The sequence below is a fragment of the Nostoc sp. genome (genome assembly GCF_036917515.1).
Taxonomy (GTDB): domain Bacteria; phylum Cyanobacteriota; class Cyanobacteriia; order Cyanobacteriales; family Nostocaceae; genus Nostoc.
This window is the reverse complement of the sequence record NZ_JBALDE010000152.1, coordinates 56,801-74,715: the sequence shown is the minus strand read 5'-3', so window position 1 is coordinate 74,715 and position 17,915 is coordinate 56,801. Positions and strand designations below refer to the sequence as shown.

At 40.9% G+C, this 17,915-nt stretch carries 20 protein-coding genes; 10 read left to right on the top strand and 10 right to left on the bottom strand.

Annotated features, from left to right (window positions below; genetic code table 11):
- Positions 1-145: 145 nt before the first annotated feature.
- Positions 146-430, bottom strand: coding sequence for a DUF2470 domain-containing protein (locus V7K89_RS19830; protein ID WP_335190057.1), 285 nt, complete (start codon positions 428-430; stop codon positions 146-148).
- Between the two features lie 270 nt (positions 431-700).
- On the opposite strand from V7K89_RS19830, the gene V7K89_RS19825 reads away from it, so the two are divergent.
- Positions 701-1,456 carry a metallophosphoesterase family protein gene (locus V7K89_RS19825; protein WP_335190055.1) on the top strand — a complete coding sequence of 252 codons (756 nt, stop codon included), beginning with the start codon at positions 701-703 and terminating at the stop codon, positions 1,454-1,456.
- 306 nt (positions 1,457-1,762) lie between these two features.
- Here the strand turns inward: V7K89_RS19825 and V7K89_RS19820 are convergent, their stop codons facing one another.
- Together V7K89_RS19820 and V7K89_RS19815 are read right to left on the bottom strand one after the other, a co-directional pair.
- Positions 1,763-2,626, bottom strand: a complete 864-nt coding sequence (locus V7K89_RS19820; protein WP_335190053.1) for a M48 family metallopeptidase — start codon at positions 2,624-2,626, stop codon at positions 1,763-1,765.
- 189 nt (positions 2,627-2,815) lie between these two features.
- Positions 2,816-2,989 carry a hypothetical protein gene (locus tag V7K89_RS19815; RefSeq protein WP_335190052.1) on the bottom strand — a complete coding sequence of 58 codons (174 nt, stop codon included), beginning with the start codon at positions 2,987-2,989 and terminating at the stop codon, positions 2,816-2,818.
- Positions 2,990-3,018: 29 nt separating this feature from the next.
- On the opposite strand from V7K89_RS19815, the gene V7K89_RS19810 reads away from it, so the two are divergent.
- Positions 3,019-3,552, top strand: coding sequence for a DUF4330 domain-containing protein (locus V7K89_RS19810; RefSeq protein WP_335190050.1), 534 nt, complete (start codon positions 3,019-3,021; stop codon positions 3,550-3,552).
- A 112-nt stretch (positions 3,553-3,664) separates the two neighbouring features.
- Here the strand turns inward: V7K89_RS19810 and V7K89_RS19805 are convergent, their stop codons facing one another.
- Positions 3,665-4,561 (bottom strand): alpha/beta fold hydrolase, encoded by an 897-nt coding sequence (locus tag V7K89_RS19805; protein ID WP_335190048.1) that lies wholly within the window; start codon positions 4,559-4,561, stop codon positions 3,665-3,667.
- Between the two features lie 598 nt (positions 4,562-5,159).
- Between V7K89_RS19805 and V7K89_RS19800 the strand changes: the two genes are divergently transcribed.
- Both V7K89_RS19800 and V7K89_RS19795 read left to right on the top strand, forming a co-directional pair.
- On the top strand, positions 5,160-5,762 hold the full coding sequence (locus V7K89_RS19800) for a hypothetical protein (protein ID WP_335190046.1): 603 nt from the start codon (positions 5,160-5,162) through the stop codon (positions 5,760-5,762).
- Between the two features lie 185 nt (positions 5,763-5,947).
- A complete protein-coding gene (locus V7K89_RS19795) occupies positions 5,948-6,721 on the top strand; it encodes an armadillo-type fold-containing protein (RefSeq protein ID WP_335190044.1) in 774 nt (257 codons plus the stop codon).
- A gap of 39 nt (positions 6,722-6,760) precedes the next feature.
- On the opposite strand, the gene ftsE is transcribed toward V7K89_RS19795, so the two are convergent.
- Together ftsE and V7K89_RS19785 are read right to left on the bottom strand one after the other, a co-directional pair.
- Positions 6,761-7,549: a cell division ATP-binding protein FtsE gene (ftsE, locus tag V7K89_RS19790; protein ID WP_335190042.1), complete on the bottom strand. Its 789-nt coding sequence runs from the start codon at positions 7,547-7,549 to the stop codon at positions 6,761-6,763.
- 219 nt (positions 7,550-7,768) lie between these two features.
- On the bottom strand, positions 7,769-8,521 hold the full coding sequence (locus V7K89_RS19785) for a WecB/TagA/CpsF family glycosyltransferase (RefSeq protein WP_335190040.1): 753 nt from the start codon (positions 8,519-8,521) through the stop codon (positions 7,769-7,771).
- Between the two features lie 422 nt (positions 8,522-8,943).
- Between V7K89_RS19785 and V7K89_RS19780 the strand changes: the two genes are divergently transcribed.
- From V7K89_RS19780 to V7K89_RS19770, 3 genes are all read left to right on the top strand, one after another.
- Complete coding sequence (locus tag V7K89_RS19780) at positions 8,944-9,663, top strand: response regulator transcription factor (protein WP_335190038.1); 720 nt, start codon at positions 8,944-8,946, stop codon at positions 9,661-9,663.
- A 163-nt stretch (positions 9,664-9,826) separates the two neighbouring features.
- A complete protein-coding gene (locus V7K89_RS19775; RefSeq protein WP_335190036.1) occupies positions 9,827-11,500 on the top strand; it encodes a SpoIIE family protein phosphatase in 1,674 nt (557 codons plus the stop codon).
- A 3-nt stretch (positions 11,501-11,503) separates the two neighbouring features.
- A complete protein-coding gene (locus V7K89_RS19770) occupies positions 11,504-11,929 on the top strand; it encodes an ATP-binding protein (RefSeq protein WP_335050328.1) in 426 nt (141 codons plus the stop codon).
- A gap of 192 nt (positions 11,930-12,121) precedes the next feature.
- On the opposite strand, the gene V7K89_RS19765 is transcribed toward V7K89_RS19770, so the two are convergent.
- Positions 12,122-12,553, bottom strand: a complete 432-nt coding sequence (locus tag V7K89_RS19765; RefSeq protein ID WP_335190034.1) for a ketosteroid isomerase family protein — start codon at positions 12,551-12,553, stop codon at positions 12,122-12,124.
- Positions 12,554-12,791: 238 nt separating this feature from the next.
- Here V7K89_RS19765 and queG point away from each other — a divergent pair, with 238 nt between their 5' ends.
- Positions 12,792-13,766, top strand: a complete 975-nt coding sequence (gene queG, locus V7K89_RS19760; protein ID WP_335190032.1) for a tRNA epoxyqueuosine(34) reductase QueG — start codon at positions 12,792-12,794, stop codon at positions 13,764-13,766.
- On the top strand, positions 13,741-14,376 hold the full coding sequence (locus tag V7K89_RS19755; protein ID WP_335190030.1) for an HAD-IA family hydrolase: 636 nt from the start codon (positions 13,741-13,743) through the stop codon (positions 14,374-14,376). The genes queG and V7K89_RS19755 overlap by 26 nt, the downstream gene beginning before the upstream one ends.
- A 151-nt stretch (positions 14,377-14,527) precedes the next feature.
- Here the strand turns inward: V7K89_RS19755 and V7K89_RS19750 are convergent, their stop codons facing one another.
- Positions 14,528-14,905 carry a hypothetical protein gene (locus tag V7K89_RS19750; RefSeq protein ID WP_335190065.1) on the bottom strand — a complete coding sequence of 126 codons (378 nt, stop codon included), beginning with the start codon at positions 14,903-14,905 and terminating at the stop codon, positions 14,528-14,530.
- Between the two features lie 218 nt (positions 14,906-15,123).
- Between V7K89_RS19750 and V7K89_RS19745 the strand changes: the two genes are divergently transcribed.
- Positions 15,124-15,654, top strand: coding sequence for an orange carotenoid protein N-terminal domain-containing protein (locus V7K89_RS19745; protein WP_335190028.1), 531 nt, complete (start codon positions 15,124-15,126; stop codon positions 15,652-15,654).
- A gap of 65 nt (positions 15,655-15,719) precedes the next feature.
- Here V7K89_RS19745 and V7K89_RS19740 read toward each other — a convergent pair whose 3' ends face one another.
- The gene (locus tag V7K89_RS19740; RefSeq protein WP_335190026.1) at positions 15,720-16,484 is read right to left on the bottom strand and encodes an ABC transporter ATP-binding protein; all 765 of its coding nucleotides are present in this window, start codon (positions 16,482-16,484) and stop codon (positions 15,720-15,722) included.
- A 310-nt stretch (positions 16,485-16,794) separates the two neighbouring features.
- Positions 16,795-17,817, bottom strand: coding sequence for a zinc-dependent alcohol dehydrogenase (locus V7K89_RS19735; protein WP_335190063.1), 1,023 nt, complete (start codon positions 17,815-17,817; stop codon positions 16,795-16,797).
- Positions 17,818-17,915: the final 98 nt, after the last annotated feature.

The window sequence follows — 17,915 nt, the reverse complement described above, 5'->3', positions numbered from 1 at the left end:
ATGCTGAAGTATTCAATTCGATTATTACTTCATTACTTGAAGTACGGGAAAATACCCGTGTTAACCTGATTCATCCCGCACTTATGCAACGCCAAATATGTGATTAAATGTATCGCAGATTTAGTGTCAATTACTTTGTCATTTCCTATTTAGCCTTCACCCGCGCCTGCTTCACCATTGTAATCAAAGTTTGATGGGCATCTTCTGCATCTACTAAAACATGATCGAATTGAATGCGAACTGGTACAGCTTCCCCATTTACTTGCACTGTTAAATCCATACCCTGTGCATCAATTGACAGCATTTCGGCTGCTATGGCATCTGTTACACCACCAAAAGCTTTAGCATAAATAACTACAGCATCAGCATGATCGTCATTCATGTGCTTGCAGATGCGCGAACTAATTTCAGCAGAGAAAGCATTAGACATTGTGAACTTAAAAGTGATGAATATGGCAAGAGCCTAAATTATCGGCTAATTAGTTCAAATTAGCAGAAAAAGCAAGTCTTACGCCATCATTATTATAAGTTATATCTGAAAACCAATTGTCTTTGTATATATTTGATAAGTTAAGTTTATTACTTGTACAAAAATTAAATTAAAATAACCATTATCCAGTATTTTTACCTTTCATTGCGGAAAGCAGACAGCGTAAACTGTAGCAGAAGTATTAGCCAAAACTATTGCAGCTAAGAGACAATGAGCGAAACTAGCCCCAGACGAATTGTAATTGGGGATGTGCATGGACACTATGAAGGTTTAATGACATTGTTAGAGGTGATCGCCCCCACCTCAGAAGATCGAGTCTATTTTCTGGGAGACTTAATTGATCGTGGTCCTCATAGTGCACAAGTAGTTAATTTTGTCAAGCAAAATAACTACTCCTGTTTGTTGGGAAATCATGAGCAGATGTTACTAAGCATTCTGACCAATGAAAGGACTTCCTCCTCGACGATGCAAGCATGGCTGTTTGGTGGAGGGCAAGCTACCGTGGCCAGTTACCAAGAGGCTCCAATTCCTGATGACCATCTGGATTGGTTAAAAGCTTTGCCTACATACATTGACTTGGGGGATATTTGGTTAACTCATGCTGGTGTTGACCCTTGCAAGTCGGTGATAGAACAAACTGCCGATGAACTGTGCTGGATACGAGAGGAATTTCACAGCATTGAAAAACCTTACTTTCCAGATAAACAAATTATCATCGGTCACACCATTACCTTTACCCTGCCGGGTGTTTCTCCTGGGAAACTGGCACAAGGAAAGGGATGGCTAGACATAGATACTGGTGCTTATCATCCTCGGAGTGGCTGGTTGACTGGACTAGATGTCACAAATCAGTTGGTTTATCAAGTTAATATCTTTAAAAATTATATCCGTATGCTGCCTTTAGAAGAGGTTGTAAGTACGGTTGATCCAGCCAAAATTAAAGTCGCTCGCCGCAATAAGAATTGAGCAATATTTGAGATGAGTGGGAGTGGGGAGAAATTAATTCAAAATTCAAAATGACCTCTCTTTGAGACGCTAAAAGCGTAGCTTGCAACTCTTACAGAGTACGCAGACTCGCTCTAAGCGTTGGCGCAGCCTCTCCAAGAGTTAGCCATGCCTTGGCGTTGGCGCAGCGTGTCGCAGACAAGCCTCTCGTTCGCTGTCTTCGTCTCTGAAAGAGAAGAGAAGGCTTTACGCTGCTCTAACAAAATTCAAAATTAAAGAACCTCTCCCTCCTGCCTCCTATAAGCCAATTCCCAATGCCCAATTTCCTCAAGACCTTGTTAATGGTCGAATATTAGCTTTATAACTAGCATTATCCAAGCCATATTTTCCATTACTAGGTTGAGAGTTAATTGCACGTCTGAGGGCATCAATGCGATCGCTAGTTCCGGGGTGTGTACTCAAAAATGTTGGAGTAGAACCACCCTTTTTCAGCAGCTTTTGCATAAAAGAAACCATTGCTGACTGGGCATAACCAGTACGTGTCAAAGTTCGTAGTCCTCTTTGATCGGCTTCAAATTCGTTTTTACGACTGCGTGGTAAGTCTCGCGCTAACTGTACACCAATTTGCACTGCGGTACTTCGATCTAAGCCAGCCGCCGTTAATAGACCACTTTCGAGGGCTTTTTGCTGCATCTGCTTGACTACGTGTTTCCCGCCAATGTGACCAATTTCATGGGCAAGTACACTTGCTAGTTCCGCTTCATTGTCTGCGGTTTTCAGCAAACCTGTATGGACATATACATAGCCGCCCAAGGTCGCAAAAGCGTTAATAGAGTCATCCTGAACTATCTGGAAATTATAGGGGAGATCGGGGCGATCGCTATTCGTTGCTAAACGCCGACCAACTTTTTCTACATAACGATTCACTTCGGGATTGCGGTAAAGTCGGACTTGACTGCCGACCAATTCCTGATTAATCTGCTTACCAAGATCAACTTCTTGATTAGGGGATATATTAGAAAGCTGAAATGCCTGAACTCCTTGGAGTAGAAGAGGCAAGAAATCTAAAGTTCTTCCAGGCAAGGGTGTACTCAGGCACAGACTCAGGGCGACTACCACTGAAATTAGGGGATAAAACCAGCGACGCCACCACACACGGTAATTTGCAGTAAAACCTTTCCAATTGAACATAATACGCTTTGAAGATTATTTCGGGAGAACATAAAATGAGGAAACAAATTATGAGACGGATTTAGAGTATTCTAAGTTGCATTCTTAACTCAAGACTAAAGGAGTTGTCATACAGATAATCTTGACGCAAATCTACCGAATTGCGGGAGGCTAGAGATTCCCTCCAAAGATAGGCTTAAACACTAGATTTTACTTTCCAGGCGCGTCAGTATTAACAGGTAAAATTTTGAGGGTTAGCTGCCGTTCCTCGGAAATTACGAACTCGTGATAAACTGTCGCATAATCGCAACCCCGAAGACTTTGAGTTATTACCAAATAGGGAAAATTGTTGTTACCATCGAAAACTTTCTTGTTATAATCCATTACTTCGTTATTACATCGGAAAACTTTTTATGGCTATTTTAGATTCAAAAGGTCGCTTGTTTGGCAAAATCAATCTTCTAGATTTAGGTGCTGCGCTGGTAATTCTACTAGTTATCTTTGGCATCTTTGTTTTTCCTGGCACTTCTGGTTCTGTTGCCCAAGTCGGTGCGAAAACAGTACCTATAGAAGTAGACTTAGTAGTTCGTGGTTTGAATGTACGTGACCCAGAAAGATTAATCGATAATGGCTTCAAAAAAGGTGAAAAAACCAATGTAATTATCCGCAATCAACCATACGGACAGATTGAAATTAAATCTATTCAACAGCTACCTAGAACAATCAATGTTTTCCAACCGGATGGTACTGTTAAAGAACTGCCAGATCCCAAGAGCAACAATTATAGTACAGATTTTCTTTTGACTTTAGATGGTAAAGCCCAAGTTACTGAAAGCGGGCCAGTTTTGGGTAACAGTAAAGTGAAAATTGGGATGCCATTTGAGTTAGAAGGCTTTAACTACGACTTCAATGCAACTGTTATTGATATCAGATTGAAAGATAAATAGTATTGTCACTTTTGTTGATAATATTTTCTCTAGCAATCTTATTAAACATCTGGTGAAAAAGAATGTAGAGATGCGTTAGCGCAGCGGGGCGAACGCGTCTCTACGACTCATGTTAATTAAGCAAAGGCAAAAATTTGCGAATTAACCCGATTGTCACTGCTGGCAATTCTAACTGTGGTGTTAATCCGACATCTTCCAACTGTTGAAAAAATTGGATTGCTTGAGGATTGATTTCAGCAAGGCGGCGACCAATTGAGGGGCCTGTAAATTCTGACTTTTGTCCCCAAATAATGGCGCTGGGAGTGGTTAATTGTTGAATATAAAGGGATAAATCAAAGCACAAATCGCCACGAACAAAGGACAGTGCTGCATATTCAGCATTGGGCTGTTGGGCGGATTGTAGATAAGCATCTACAATTTCTTCGTAGACTCGATTGGATTGAGCAAATTGCCTTTGTTCTAAGAAGCCGCGAATGCCTCCACTAGTAGCAACTCCAGTGCTGTAAAGTAAACGATCAACAATGGGAACACTAACTAATTGGGCAAAAAAACTACGGGAGTAGTCTTCGCCAAAGTCGGAAAGTCCGGCGGGGGTGGTAAGAATTAAAGACTTGAATAAATCAGGACGATCTGCTGCTACCCGAATTGTAAATGCTGCGGTCAAAGAAGAAGCGATCACTGTTACTGGCCCAGTACAAGTCTGCTCGAAAAACTCCCGAATCGTGGTCAAATAATCCTCAATTTTATAACTCCGTGCTGGATGTTCAGACCTACCCCAACCGAGCAAATCTGGCGCAATGACTCGATATTCAGCCGCAAAAGCCGGATAAACTTTCGACCACTCATAAGCAGAAGACCCACCACCAAAGCCGTGCAGGAATACCAAAGTTTCCTGATCGTCTTTGGCTGTTCCATCATCCTGCCAAGGTGCTCCAGCAGCAGTGTAATATACCATTCTACCTAGTGAGGTATCTATAGAACGTTGTTCAAATCCTAATGGTTGAAACATAAGTATTTTTTTGTTGACTGTAGTGATTTGTTGGCACAAGTAAGACACGATATCTAGGATGCAAGCACAGGAAGAGAAGATTTGATAATTTATCCGCCTCCCCTTTAGTCACCCTAGATGTTTACCGCACTCAGTGCTGAGTAAATTAAAAAGCACTCAATATCTGTGTACTTAGTAAAAATAACGTCCTTTGTAGGCAGTTTTTTAACTCAGCACTCTTCATGTGTCTAGTTCAAACTCCCCATTCATTGTTATTATCAGCGAACCAATCATCCTAAGACTTCTCACTAGCGTCAGATTAAGTAGATATATAAATTACTGGATTACTTGTAAAGATTTGGTGCTTTTTTTCATACTCATCAAGTAAATTAACGTTGAAATTACTGTTTTATAAGGGTTTCTCATGATAGCGAGGATCGCTCCAGCGTCAATATGACATAAGTTTTTATGGTAGTCTATCAAAAAACCCATAAATAATTTTGAGCGTCAACACGTTAACAATAGTTAAAACGCTTATTTTAATAAGCTGTTAATTCTACTTAATATATGTAGAATTAATAATTTTTAATGTATAAATAATTTAATTATTATCTAAGTAATGGGAAGGCGGGATGTCATGGTAGAGCAAGCTACTCTTCAATCAAATAAACTACCAACGATTGAAGACGCTAAATTTGCGCTTGACAACTTTAATATAGAAAACGAAATAAAAGCTTCAGCTAGGCGGGGTCAGGTCGAGCCAGTTATTGATGCTACCAGACTTCCTGTACCTACTTGTATTTGTTTAGACTTAGAAGACTTAAAGTGTTTTGAAGCAGTAGAGCGCCAATATGAACGTTGGGGAGTCATTTTTCACAATTCTCTAGCAATACAGCCATCAAATCCAGCATTTCCAACCTATTCAGGGCTAATAGTCTTAATGGGAGCGCCCAAAAGCGGATTTTTAGAAGCTAGTTTCTTGCGTCCAGTTAACTCGGTTAGCGCCTTTGTCACTAGTTCGCAACGGCTAGTGTTTTCCGCCTATGATCGCGATCGGCAACTACTCGCTCAAACTGCACTACCAGGCTCTAATCTTGCCAATTCCGACTCGCCAATTTCCCCTAATACCTTATTATCTATCAATGTAAATAACATTTACAGCGTTACCTTTTGTACTTTTGATGGTCAATTCACCCTTGATAACTTTCGTTTTTGTCTTTAACTAAGACTTACGTACAAAATGCCCTTGCTCTGAGCGATTGAAAATGGTATCTTATTTGCGCTGTGCTGTATTAGTCTACTATCCGTCTATAAAACCGGGCATTTTGTGATTTGAGCCATCATCCTTTCTTCATCCATAGTAAAACTTATACAATAGGTAATTTTGTAATCAAGTAGGTAAACACTGTGGCACAGGCTTCGTCTTCTTGGCAGCAATTGATCAACCAAATCCCCAACTGGAACTGGTCGCTTCCAAAATTCAAGACAAAGGGAGCCATAAAGCAGCAAACATTTAAACGTTTCTCCGGCCCTGGAGGCTTTCTTGGGTTCCTGACAATTATCATCGCCATGTTGTTGTGGAACTGGAAACTGCTACTGGCTCTCTTAATCGGCATTGGAGTAATGGTATTGGTTTACTCAATGCAGGAGTGGGACTGGCAATTGCGCTGGTCAAAAATACGTAATTTCTTAAACATTTCAAATCGTCGGTTAGCTTTAGCAGTTATTAGTGGTGGTCTTGCTACTGTCAGCACTTACATGGCAGCGGCAATATGGATTGACTCTCACAGTCATTGGATTGCTGCTGGTGCGATTGTGCAAGGTGTGGCAACCTTGTTAACTTTAATTTTATTGGTATGGCAAATTGTCCACTTCTATGAAAATCGAGAAGAAGACCACCTTGATCGCTTGTTGGTGAACTTAACAGAAAAAGATCCATTGAAGCGGTTGATTGCTCTAGGTCAACTAACTAAATTGATCAGCCGTAAGCGAGTTGATTCTTCAGTGCAGCAAGATATTGTCCAATGCTTGCAACTCCTACTCAGTCGAGAGGAAGAAGTTGTAGTGCGAGAGGCAGCTTTTAAGAGTTTACAAGCTTGTGATCGCTTACAAGTGTTATCCCCGAAAACAGCAACAATTTTCACACCCGTATCAGCAAAAGTCAAGCACCACGTTTATTAGCTATTTGTCATTTGTCCTTGGTTAAATGATCAGTCCTAATTAATTTCCAATGCCCAATGCTCCATGCCCCATGCCCAACACTTGTTTTCGAGACAACCTTCCATTACAAACTTGTACTACCGGATGATTGCACCGCCGTACCAATTGTTCATCGTGGGTAGTAACAATTACCGTAGCCCCAAAGGAATTTAACTTTTGGAGAATCTGGATTACTTGCCAGGAATTATCTGCATCGAGATTTCCAGTAGGCTCATCGGCCAACAGTAGGGGTGGTGTACCAACGATCGCACGGGCAATACTCACCCGTTGCTGTTCTCCTCCAGACAGTTGATCTGGAAAACAGTCAGCTTTACTCAGTAAACCTACCAGCTTTAAAGTTGGTTCTAAACGTCGTTGAATTTCTTTACGGGTATACCCTTGAGCTTGCAGCACAAAAGTGACATTTTCTGCTACTGTTCGTTGGCTAATGAGTTTGTAGTCTTGAAACACAATACCAATCCGTCGCCGCAATAATGACAAGCGATCGCCCCGCAAATCCGCTATATTACATTTATCAACAACCACTTCTCCCTGTGTAGGCAACTCCTGGCCATACAGCAGTTTCAAGAGCGTTGATTTTCCAGAACCACTTGGCCCCGTGATAAACAGAAATTCTCCCTTTTTTACCTCAAGGTTTGCATTCAATAAGGCGTGAGTGCCATTAGCATAAGTTTTGGTTACAGATTGCAATTGTACGTTCGTAGTAGTATTACTACCGTGCTGTTGAGTTTCACTGTCCTCTTGATGAACGGATTTGTTTGTCTTAACTTGAGTTGTTAATACTGGCATTGTTAAATTTTCCTCATACCCACAACCAAACAGTTTGCCTGCTTAAATGTGACATTCTCCTCAAAATAAGGATTCCCAGGTTTCGCCTGGGAATTTAAAATTCAACAAAGAAAATTTAAAATTTTTTTAAGACTTTAATACTAACTAAGTAAGAACACTCAGAATTCAGAACTCAGCACGGGCTAAACGCCCCATTTCCGCTAACAGCACTCAGCACTCTTAACTAATTGCACCCCTTGCTGTCAAACGATAAACAAACGCTTTCACAGCAAACGCTGGCAAAGCCAGCATCCGCCGCCAGCGCCAAGGTTCTTGATAAAGGCGATACAACCATTCCAAATTATTATTTCCTAACCAGGTGGGAGCGCGAGTTTTAGTTCCTGACCAAATATCAAAACTACCACCAACACCAATCCAAATTGCTTGGGGACATAAATGGCGGTTTTCGGCAATCCATAATTCTTGACGTGGCACTCCCAAACCGACAAAAACCACTTGTGGCTGCAATTGAGCAAGAGTTTGTCGCAATTGTGCTTCTTCTTCTAGGGAATGGTAGCCTGAGTGAGTGCCGACTATACTCAATGGAATTTGCTGCTGCCAAAAATCTGCCGCATTTGCAGCTACCCCAGGCGCTCCTCCATAAAAAAATATCTTTGTCCCTGTCTTCTGTTGCCCAAGTGCTTGCAAAAGTTTTTCTGCTAATTCAATTCCTGGAAAACGCTGCACTTTTTGCCATAATAGCCATCGTAAATACAGAACAACCCCGGCTCCATCTGGAATCACGAGTTCAGCATTTTTAATCACCTGAGCTAATAATTGATTTCGCTCTGCCTGCATAGTCATTTCTGCATTGAGCGTTACGACATGAGTTCCTCTGCCTGTATGCAGGCATTCTAACAACCAGCCTGGATAGTCAGCCATCACATGAACTGGTATTCCCAACACTGAAAATGCTTGATTGCTGTTAGACATAGCCTATTCTTAAGTAATACTCACACCAGATTTTGCATGAATGTTAAGTTTATCAAATTTTTTTATATTAGAACTTAGGCAAAAGAGATTCCCCTTTGCCCTGGAACGAGAGAAAGCATAATTAAACTAAATAGACATAAGAGTGAACAAGAATGTGTATACGTAGCAGTGCTACGTATATATAAGGATTTTAAATAACACATAATTAATTTCACTCCTCTGTCTATTAATTTTAGGCGCTTATACTTGGGCTGAATCAGTCCAACTTTTATTGTTAAAGTGTGAAATTCACTCAGTATAAAACGCTCAACTTGCAACTCTGGTTACGGGAATAGAAGCCCCACTATACTGCTTGCAGTTAGTGTGGGAGTATATCACGAAACTCGACTTTATGGTTATAGTGTAACGGGCTGAAGTTGGCTATGAGTAAAATTCGTATCGCTCTGATTGAAGATCATGACCTAACTCGTGTGGGTATTCGTACAGCACTACAACAAAAAAATGAAATTGAAGTTGTAGGTGAAGCTGCTAATGCTGCTGAAGGTCTAAAAATGTTAAAAATGCTACAACCAGATATTGCCATTGTAGATATTGGTTTACCAGATAAGGATGGCATTGAGTTAACACGGGAGGTAAAATCTACTACTAATGGGCAGCAGTTACTTACCAAGGTGTTAATTTTGACGCTGCGGGATCACAAAGAAGCAGTGTTAGCAGCTTTTGCCGCTGGTGCAGACTCTTACTGTATGAAAGATATCAAATTTGATAATTTGCTGGAAGCAGTGCGAGTAACTTACAATGGCAACGCCTGGATCGATCCAGCGATCGCTCGGATTGTATTACAACAAGCGCAACAAAATCCTCAAAAGTTGGAATCGGCTTTGGTCGATTCTAAGACTATTGCTCCTGACCCAGATTCTTTTGAGAATTTGGAAGAAATTCAATCTTACACCCTGACAGAAAGGGAATTGGAAGTGTTACAGTTGATTGTCGAAGGTTGTAGTAATGCAGTAATTGCGGAAAGACTTTACATCACAGTTGGTACTGTTAAAACTCACGTTCGCAATATTTTGAATAAGCTATGTGCCGATGACCGTACCCAAGCAGCAGTCCGCGCCTTGCGTTCTGGGTTAGTTGGATAAATTTAATTTTGGTGTGGATCAATTGAGGATAATCAAGGGAAACTCACAACTTTGAAAAGTTATATTTTCAAAGTGAATGGCTTCTCTGATTTTCTCTTATTTCTTAAGTGGGATAAACATCATACTATCTCGCTATTCAAATATATGAAAACAAAAGTCAAATATGGCTGAGATTGGGACGAACAAACTAAAGCTCATGGTGGTAGATGATGAGCCAGATAACCTAGATTTACTCTACCGCACTTTTAGGCGAGATTTTCAAGTATATAAAGCCAATCATGCCTTTGGTGCTCTGGAAATCTTGGATCAATTTGGCGAAATGGCGGTAATTATTTCTGACCAAAGAATGCCAGAAATGAATGGCACGGAATTTTTTAGTCGCACTGTAGAGCGCTTTCCAGACACGATTCGGATTTTGTTAACTGGTTTTACTGATGTCGAAGATTTAGTAGATGCGATTAACTCTGGTCAGGTATTCAAGTATATTACCAAACCCTGGAATCCAGAACGGCTGAGAAGCTTAGTTGAGCAAGCTACTGATATATATCGCCTAGTTAAGAAGCGCACCCAAGAGTTACGTCGGGCCCTACGGCGAGAATCTTTGTTTAACGCGGTAACAACAGCAATTCGGGAATCTTTAGACTACGATAGTATGCTGCAAAAGATTGTCGCAACTATTGGAGAAACATTTGAAGCAACCAATTGCTTGCTCAAACCAGTAGAGAGCGATCGCCTCACACAAGACGAGTTTTTCTACCGCGATCCGAAATCTGATATATTAGATTGCTTCTTCGACTCCAGTGTTTTAATCGAAAAGGTGCTGGAAACCCGTCATTATCAACTTGCTCAAGATATATATAACGGTAATCTTAGTCACCACCTAGTTGTGCCACTGAGCTACCATCAGCATCTGTTGGCTGTGCTGACCCTCCACCAATGGGGACGCGATCGCCCTTGGGAAGACGAAGACATCCAACTAATTGCAGGTGTTGCTGAACAAGCAGCCTTAGCCCTCTCCCAAGCAAAACTCTACCAACGCCTCCAAGAAAAGCAACAGCAGATTCACACTGAGTTAGAGGTGGCTCGCCAAATTCAATACAACCTGCTACGCCAAAGTTTACCTGACATCAAAGGTGTAAAGGTACAAGCTTGCTGCTATCCCGCGCGAGAAGTCGGAGGCGATTTTTTTGAAGTTTTTGTCCATCCCAAAGGCGACTTGTGGTTAGCAGTGGGTGATGTTTCTGGCAAGGGCGTCCCAGCAGCTTTATTTATGGCTAGTATTATTTCAGTTTTGCGCCGAGAATTATCTCAAGAGACACCAGCAGAGCCGAATGTGGTCATGCAGAACCTCAACCACGCTCTCAGTGAAGATTTAATTAGCAACAATTATTTTGTCACTCTTGTGTTAGCTTGTTATACCCCTAGTACTAAGGAACTGGTCTACACTAATGCTGGTCATATTTATCCAATATTATGGTCGCGTTGCTCGACTTTAGGTGAAAATCCCAATTACCTGAAAGTTCGCAGCGTTCCTTTAGGGATTTTGCCCAAGTGGCAGGCACAGTCTGGTCGCTTGGTTCTAGCTGCTGGAGACACATTGTTACTAGCTAGCGATGGAATTACAGAAGCAATGGTATCAAATAATCATGATTCAACAGGAAAAATTGAGGCTGGGGTTGAAACGGTGAATCGTTCGATGCTGAATCAAGATGGTCTTTGGCAACTCTTACAACAAGAGCAACAACCACTTTCTCTTAACCATTTACTAGCTCGCATCCAGGCAGATAATCACGTTCAAGAAGACGATCAAACTATACTTTCACTGGAGATTTTGTAAGTCATGAAAAGTGAGCTTCATGTACCAAGCGACTTGAATTTTCTGAATATTGTTGAAAACTGGTTGTTGGGATGTTTGAAAATTCAGCTAGGGGAATCTGTGGATTGGTCACGGCAATCAAGTCGTTTGAGACTGGCTTTAGTGGAAGCCTACTCTAATGCAGTCCGTCATGCTCATAAGGAGCAACCAAATTTACCAATCTTACTGCGTTTAGAAGTGAAAGACCGGGATTTTGCCCTAGAAATTTGGGACTACGGCGAAGGCTTTGATATGTCTAACTACTACGCTCCAAACCCGATGGAAAAGCAAGAAGGTGGTTATGGTTGGCTGATTATGAATCGTCTTATGGATAAAGTAGATTACAAGTTGCAGGTTAATGGTGCCAACTGTCTGAAGTTAGAAGCTACTTTACCCGAATTAGCCCAATAGACAAAAGTTACTATTTTTTAAGTCATGCTATTTATGAGGAAGAATTCAGGAAGGGGCAGTGCGTTATTCTGACTTGTTGGCTTTTAGCGTTCCTGCTCTTTAGCAACTGCCGTTCAGAATAAAGCCATGAATTCTGTGTGACTGGGTGAGAAATATTGATTTAAAACTTTGCCCTTTTTAGTTATTGGCTATTTACTTTTCACGACGTAAAGAAAGTAACTCTTTAGGGGAAGCTAAAAGTTTGATTCTAGTATAATAAATTTGCCGTTGTTGGTTGAGGATAAATAGCCACAAGACATTAACACTACACCACGAAGTTTGTGCTTTGCCTGTTACCTGGACTTGGATATCTCCATTTTCTAAGGTCTCGGCTATTCCTGTGTTGGGGTAAGCTTTAATGTTTTGACCTTCTTGTTTTAAGTAGGCTGCGATCGCATCTGTCCCCACAATATCAGATTCAAATGGCGGACGCATTACACCATCTATCGCAAACAAGGCAGCAGTTGCCTCAAATTCTCCTGCATTTAAGGTTTCAAAATAACGCAGTACGCTTGGTTCTGTAATTCCCTCAATCTGGAATTCTTCTTTAAACTGCGCTGGCGATATAAATTCAGCAGAGGTCATAAAATTACCTGTATTATTCTATCTGAATATCAATTTCAATACAAAAATAAGTAAAAAAAAAGCTGCTGTTGAGATAGATTGCTACATATTAATAAATCTTCCTGACGATAGAAGTCTTAAGATACTACGCAACTTAAGACAGGCTATATACAAGGTAAGTAACAAATCTTAATTAAAGATATTAGCTAGATAATGTATAATCAAAAAGCCTTTATTTAGGCAAAATCTAGATAAAAAAATGAATCAGTATTCTGTAACGAGCAGCAGTCTGGTGAAAGAAAAAGCCAGCGAGTTGGGCTTTCACAAAGTTGGAATTACTGCTGTAGATCGGGTAAATCCCACAGAAGCGCAGAGGTTGCAAGCATGGATTGAACTAGGTTATCACGCTGATATGAAATGGATGGCTAATCCAAAGCGTCAGGATATCCGCTTAGTGATGCCAGAGGTGCGATCACTAGTGTGTGTAGCGCTGAATTACTACACATCACATCAACGTCCTGAAGGTGAGGAATACGCTAAAATTTCCCGTTATGGTTGGGGAAGAGATTATCACAAGGTGATGCATAGAAAACTTAAGCAGCTATCTATATGGCTAAAATCACTTGATGCAAGCGTATTAGCTCTTTATTATGCAGATACTGGCCCGGTGCAAGATAAAGTGCTAGCTCAACTTGCCGGAATTGGTTGGATTGCCAAGAATGGTAATCTGATTACACGGGAATATGGCTCTTGGGTATTTTTGGGAGAAGTGTTGACCAATTTAGAATTAGAGGGCGATCGCCCACACACAGAACACTGTGGTAACTGTACTCGTTGTCTTCAGGCTTGTCCCACAGGTGCAATTACTCAGCCTTTTGTTGTCGATGCTAATCGTTGCATTGCTTATCATACAATTGAAAATCGGGACAAGAAATTGCCAGAGGCGATCGCACCTCATTTGCAAGGCTGGGTTGCTGGTTGCGATATTTGCCAAGATGTTTGTCCTTGGAATCAACGTTTTGCCCAAACAACTGATATTGAAGAGTTTCAGCCTTATCCTGGGAATATTGCTCCCCACCTGCTAGAATTAGCCCAAATCTCAGAGCAGGAGTGGGATAAACGATTTCCAGCATCTGCCTTGCGGCGGATTAAGCCAGAAATGTTACGACGCAACGCCCTAGCTAATCTTGACGCATCCAGGCAGAAGAATGACCCAGAAAGTAATTATTTTTGATTTTGATGGCACAATTGCTGATACAGTAGATGCCCTTGTAAGTATTGCTAATCGTTTAGCTGGAGAATTTGGTTATAGACAAATAAGCCTAGAACAATTAGCCTTCCTCAAGAACTTAACATCTAGGGAAATCATTAAGTACTCAGGAGTTTCTTTATTTAAGATACCTTTTCTAGTTAAAAAAGTGAAAGGGGAATTAAAAAACAAAATCCCAGAATTAAAGCCAATTCCGGGAATTAAGGAAGCATTAACAGAACTCCAAAATCAAGGATATAAACTGGGTATTATCACTTCTAATTCTAAAGAAAACGTTACGCAATTCCTCACAATCAATGATTTAAATCACCTATTTGATTTTATCTACTCAGGAATTACAATTTTTGGCAAAACAACTATTATAAATAATGTCTTGAGGCAAAAGCAGCTAAAACCTCAAGAAGTTATTTATGTTGGAGATGAAACCAGAGATATAGAAGCATCAAAAAAAGCAAATATCCAAGTGATTGCAGTCACTTGGGGCTTTAACTCACCGGAAGTACTAGCCAAGCAAAATCCAGATTATTTAATTCAGCAGCCTAGCGAACTACTAGAAGTGATGAACAGCCGTTAATTAATAAATAGTCAAAAGTCGATTGCGATAATTTTAACAATTGACAATTGCTCAAAACAATATACTGGGCAATGTCTACACATGTCGAGAACTTCAATTTTCATATTTGTGACATTGCCCATCTGACAAAATAGCAAGAAATTAAAGGAAATTAATTTTGCCGTTCGCCCTTTTCCAAAGCTTCTTCTACTAAATCATCACTGACGTCGGTTACAACCTCAGTCTGAGAATTCCCAACTTCTTTTGCTGACTCTATAAAATCATTAGGATTGCCAGTTGACTGAGTTTGAGTTTTTGTCTGTTGTGGCTGAGAGGTTTTCTGATCAGGTGCAGTAGCTGCTTCGGCTGCTGCTGCACCTTTACTTGTGCGATCAACTTCACTAACGCTGAATTTTTGTGCAGCTACATAATCAGCATCAAAATTCACCGTTGGCGTTTCTTCTTCACCACTAGCTATGTTATCGGCAGCTAATTGTGCTTCCTGGGTGGAAGCTTCATTTAAATTGGGCTTCACTTCTTCATCAGGCATCATTAAAACCTTAGGTAAATTTTTTATTGCTAGGGCAATCATAGCGAAGTAATGTGCTGCTTTGTTGCTTCCTGGGGGAGACTTTTACCTCTATTAAAAGGTAGATTAAAGCTAGAATTTCCAATTATTTTAACTATTTCTATGGGTAGTAGAATCTGATTATCAAACTCTGGTACCTCTTAATTTGGCATATTAAATTATTTTGGAGACAAATTATAATGACTGCAAGTTACGATAAAAATATTTCTCAAGCTCAGAGCGATGAAACTCAAAAATTGGTGGATGCGTTTAACGCCTTAGATACCGATGCCAAATTAGCCTGGTTCTATTTTGCTTATAAAAAGATGGGTGATTCGATCACACCTGCTGCTCCCGCTGCGGCTGAACCAGAGTTAGCACCACTTCTGCTAGGAGATTATTTTAAATTATCTGATGAGCAGCAACTAGAAATTATGCGGGATATTGTTAACCGCAAAGACACAGAATATTCTCATGCTTATGGGGCGATAAAAGAAAATAATCAACTGTTAGTTTGGTATGCTTGGGCAGTAGCTATGGGAGATACAGTGGTTGGAATGCCAGCTAGCTACCAGCCAAGTAAGGCAATTAATGATCTGCTTTCCCAAATTGAAGGACTAGATTTTGAGGAGCAAATGTCAGTGTTTCGGACAATTGCTGGTGAAGTAGGTTACACCGATATTAAGCCAATTCCAACGCAAGCAGAAACTGGGAAAACCTCAAGTTTGTAATCAGCTTTGGCGACTAGAAGTCGCTCCTATACAACCTAAAGTCCGCATAGGCGGACTTTTATAACCTACGAGACAGCTAACTGACTCAAGTCGGCTGGAGTGAGATTGGAGTGTACTACTTGACCATCACGAAACCAAACGATGCGATGAGTTTGACGAGCGACTTCTGGTTCATGTGTCACCATCACAACTGTGATTCCACTGGCATTGAGTTCGCCAAAAATATCTAAGACTTCTTGGGTTGTACGTGAATCAAGTGCGCCTGTGGGTTCATCGGCGAGAAGTACTACAGGACGATTGACGATCGCACGCGCGATCGCTACTCTTTGCTGTTGTCCACCAGATAGTTGAGTTGGTTTGTTGTTGAGGCGATTTGCTAAACCTACTCGTGTCAGTGCAACAGTTGCGCGATCACTTCTTTCTTTCGTACTCACACTAGCATAAACCATTGGTAGCATCACATTTTCTAATGCTGTGAGTTGGGGTAATAAATGGAATTGTTGGAAGACAAAGCCCAGCTTTTTATTACGGATGTGTGCTAAGGATTTATCATCCATTTGCGCCACATCTATATTATCTAAGTAATAGTGTCCGCCTGTGGGTCGGTCTAGACAGCCGATAATATTCATAGCTGTGGATTTTCCGGAACCAGACGGCCCCATAATTGAACAATATTCGCCCTCGTGGATAGTCAAATTCACATCGTTAAGTGCTTTAACTTCAGTTTCGCCACTGCCATATACTTTAAAGATATTCTCTAAACGAATAATTGTTGATTTAGGGATGGGATTAGGAACTAGAGAATCGGTAATTGAAATAGTGTTTGCCATAAGGATTTAGTTATTGGTTGGTAGAGATGCAATTATAGCGATCGCTCAATTAAACTATAAGAAGCAGAAAAATTCTTCCTAGCTCTTGCGGTGATAACTCTGTAAAATGATGTATTAGAGCAAATAAAAGCTAACTATTATCTAGCATACTGAAAGGGGTGGTTGTAGTGTTGTCATGTTTTAACGTTGACATCCCATATCAGTTTTCTATCTCCTCAAATGAACATGGTAGGGTTCATGTGTTCTTTATTGACAAGATTTTCTACATTGTTTGGCTAGACCCAAATCATTTGCTGTACGCCGCAAAAAATTAAGGAATCATTGCCACCTTTATTACTTTACGCGCCTTCATATCAGAAAACACCTGTTCTAAATCTTTTAATGGTCGCTGTTCGCTAATAAGTAACTCAAAGGGAATTTTGCGACTAGCTATGAGTGCAAGCGCCAATCGCACATACTCTGGTGTATTATGAAACACGCCTTTGATGGTAAGTTCGCTATAGTGTAGCTGTTCTGTACTGACAGTAATGCTGCTATCCCGTGGACATCCACCGAATAAGTTGACTGTTGCACCAGGACGGGCACAGGCGATCGCAGTTTCCCAAACACTTGGTACACCAGTGGCTTCAATTACTACATCTGCACCCCATCCTTGGGTAAATTCTTTCACTACACTGGGAATCTCTAGAATTTGATGATAATTAAAGGTCTGGGTTGCACCCAATTTCTGACCAATTTCTAGCCTGTGGTTATTACCTCCCCATAGCAAAACCTCAGCTTTCTCACTCAAGGCTGCCACAAACATCAACCCGATCGCCCCATCTCCCAAAACGACTACTTTATCTTTGGGCTTAATATTAGAACGCGCTACGCCATGCAACACACAAGCTAAAGGTTCTGTCATCGCTGCCAATTCCCACGGCAACTCATCAGGAACCTGCAACAAATTATGCTCGACGATCGGTGCGGGAATTTTTAGGTATTGGGCAAAAGTCCCATTATTCCAGGTCAAATTTGGACATAAGGAATATTCTTGACGTTGACAAAAAAAACATTCCATGCATGGAGCAGAATTATTAGCGACGACGCGATCGCCAACTTGCCAATTTGTCACCCCTACACCCACAGCAACAATTCGCCCAGCCGCTTCGTGACCAAACAGCGTTGGTAATATCAGCATCCTGGCATGACCACCACGCCGCCAGACTTTCAAATCTGTACCACAAGTTGTTGCTGCCCCTACTTCGATCGCGACTTCCCCAGCCGCCGGAGTGGGGTCAGAAACTTGCTCTAGACGTAAATCTTCTTGACCGTAAAGTAAGGCTGCTAACAAAACTTTAAACCTATCAATTAGCTCCATTCGATTTTACCAGTTGAGGCTTATTGATAGGTTTAAACTAAATCAGTATTGATTTTTAGTAGGTTTTATAT

Excerpts from the sequence above, each read along its gene's own strand:
- V7K89_RS19830 (WP_335190057.1), bottom strand. The coding sequence starts at position 430 with ATGTCTAATGCTTTCTCTGCTGAAATTAGTTCGCGCATCTGCAAGCAC.
- V7K89_RS19825 (WP_335190055.1), top strand. The coding sequence starts at position 701 with ATGAGCGAAACTAGCCCCAGACGAATTGTAATTGGGGATGTGCATGGA.
- V7K89_RS19820 (WP_335190053.1), bottom strand. The coding sequence starts at position 2,626 with ATGTTCAATTGGAAAGGTTTTACTGCAAATTACCGTGTGTGGTGGCGT.
- V7K89_RS19815 (WP_335190052.1), bottom strand. The coding sequence starts at position 2,989 with ATGGATTATAACAAGAAAGTTTTCGATGGTAACAACAATTTTCCCTAT.
- V7K89_RS19810 (WP_335190050.1), top strand. The coding sequence starts at position 3,019 with ATGGCTATTTTAGATTCAAAAGGTCGCTTGTTTGGCAAAATCAATCTT.
- V7K89_RS19805 (WP_335190048.1), bottom strand. The coding sequence starts at position 4,561 with ATGTTTCAACCATTAGGATTTGAACAACGTTCTATAGATACCTCACTA.
- V7K89_RS19800 (WP_335190046.1), top strand. The coding sequence starts at position 5,160 with ATGGGAAGGCGGGATGTCATGGTAGAGCAAGCTACTCTTCAATCAAAT.
- ftsE (WP_335190042.1), bottom strand. The coding sequence starts at position 7,549 with ATGCCAGTATTAACAACTCAAGTTAAGACAAACAAATCCGTTCATCAA.
- V7K89_RS19785 (WP_335190040.1), bottom strand. The coding sequence starts at position 8,521 with ATGTCTAACAGCAATCAAGCATTTTCAGTGTTGGGAATACCAGTTCAT.
- V7K89_RS19780 (WP_335190038.1), top strand. The coding sequence starts at position 8,944 with ATGAGTAAAATTCGTATCGCTCTGATTGAAGATCATGACCTAACTCGT.
- V7K89_RS19775 (WP_335190036.1), top strand. The coding sequence starts at position 9,827 with ATGGCTGAGATTGGGACGAACAAACTAAAGCTCATGGTGGTAGATGAT.
- V7K89_RS19770 (WP_335050328.1), top strand. The coding sequence starts at position 11,504 with ATGAAAAGTGAGCTTCATGTACCAAGCGACTTGAATTTTCTGAATATT.
- V7K89_RS19765 (WP_335190034.1), bottom strand. The coding sequence starts at position 12,553 with ATGACCTCTGCTGAATTTATATCGCCAGCGCAGTTTAAAGAAGAATTC.
- queG (WP_335190032.1), top strand. The coding sequence starts at position 12,792 with ATGAATCAGTATTCTGTAACGAGCAGCAGTCTGGTGAAAGAAAAAGCC.
- V7K89_RS19755 (WP_335190030.1), top strand. The coding sequence starts at position 13,741 with ATGACCCAGAAAGTAATTATTTTTGATTTTGATGGCACAATTGCTGAT.
- V7K89_RS19750 (WP_335190065.1), bottom strand. The coding sequence starts at position 14,905 with ATGCCTGATGAAGAAGTGAAGCCCAATTTAAATGAAGCTTCCACCCAG.
- V7K89_RS19745 (WP_335190028.1), top strand. The coding sequence starts at position 15,124 with ATGACTGCAAGTTACGATAAAAATATTTCTCAAGCTCAGAGCGATGAA.
- V7K89_RS19740 (WP_335190026.1), bottom strand. The coding sequence starts at position 16,484 with ATGGCAAACACTATTTCAATTACCGATTCTCTAGTTCCTAATCCCATC.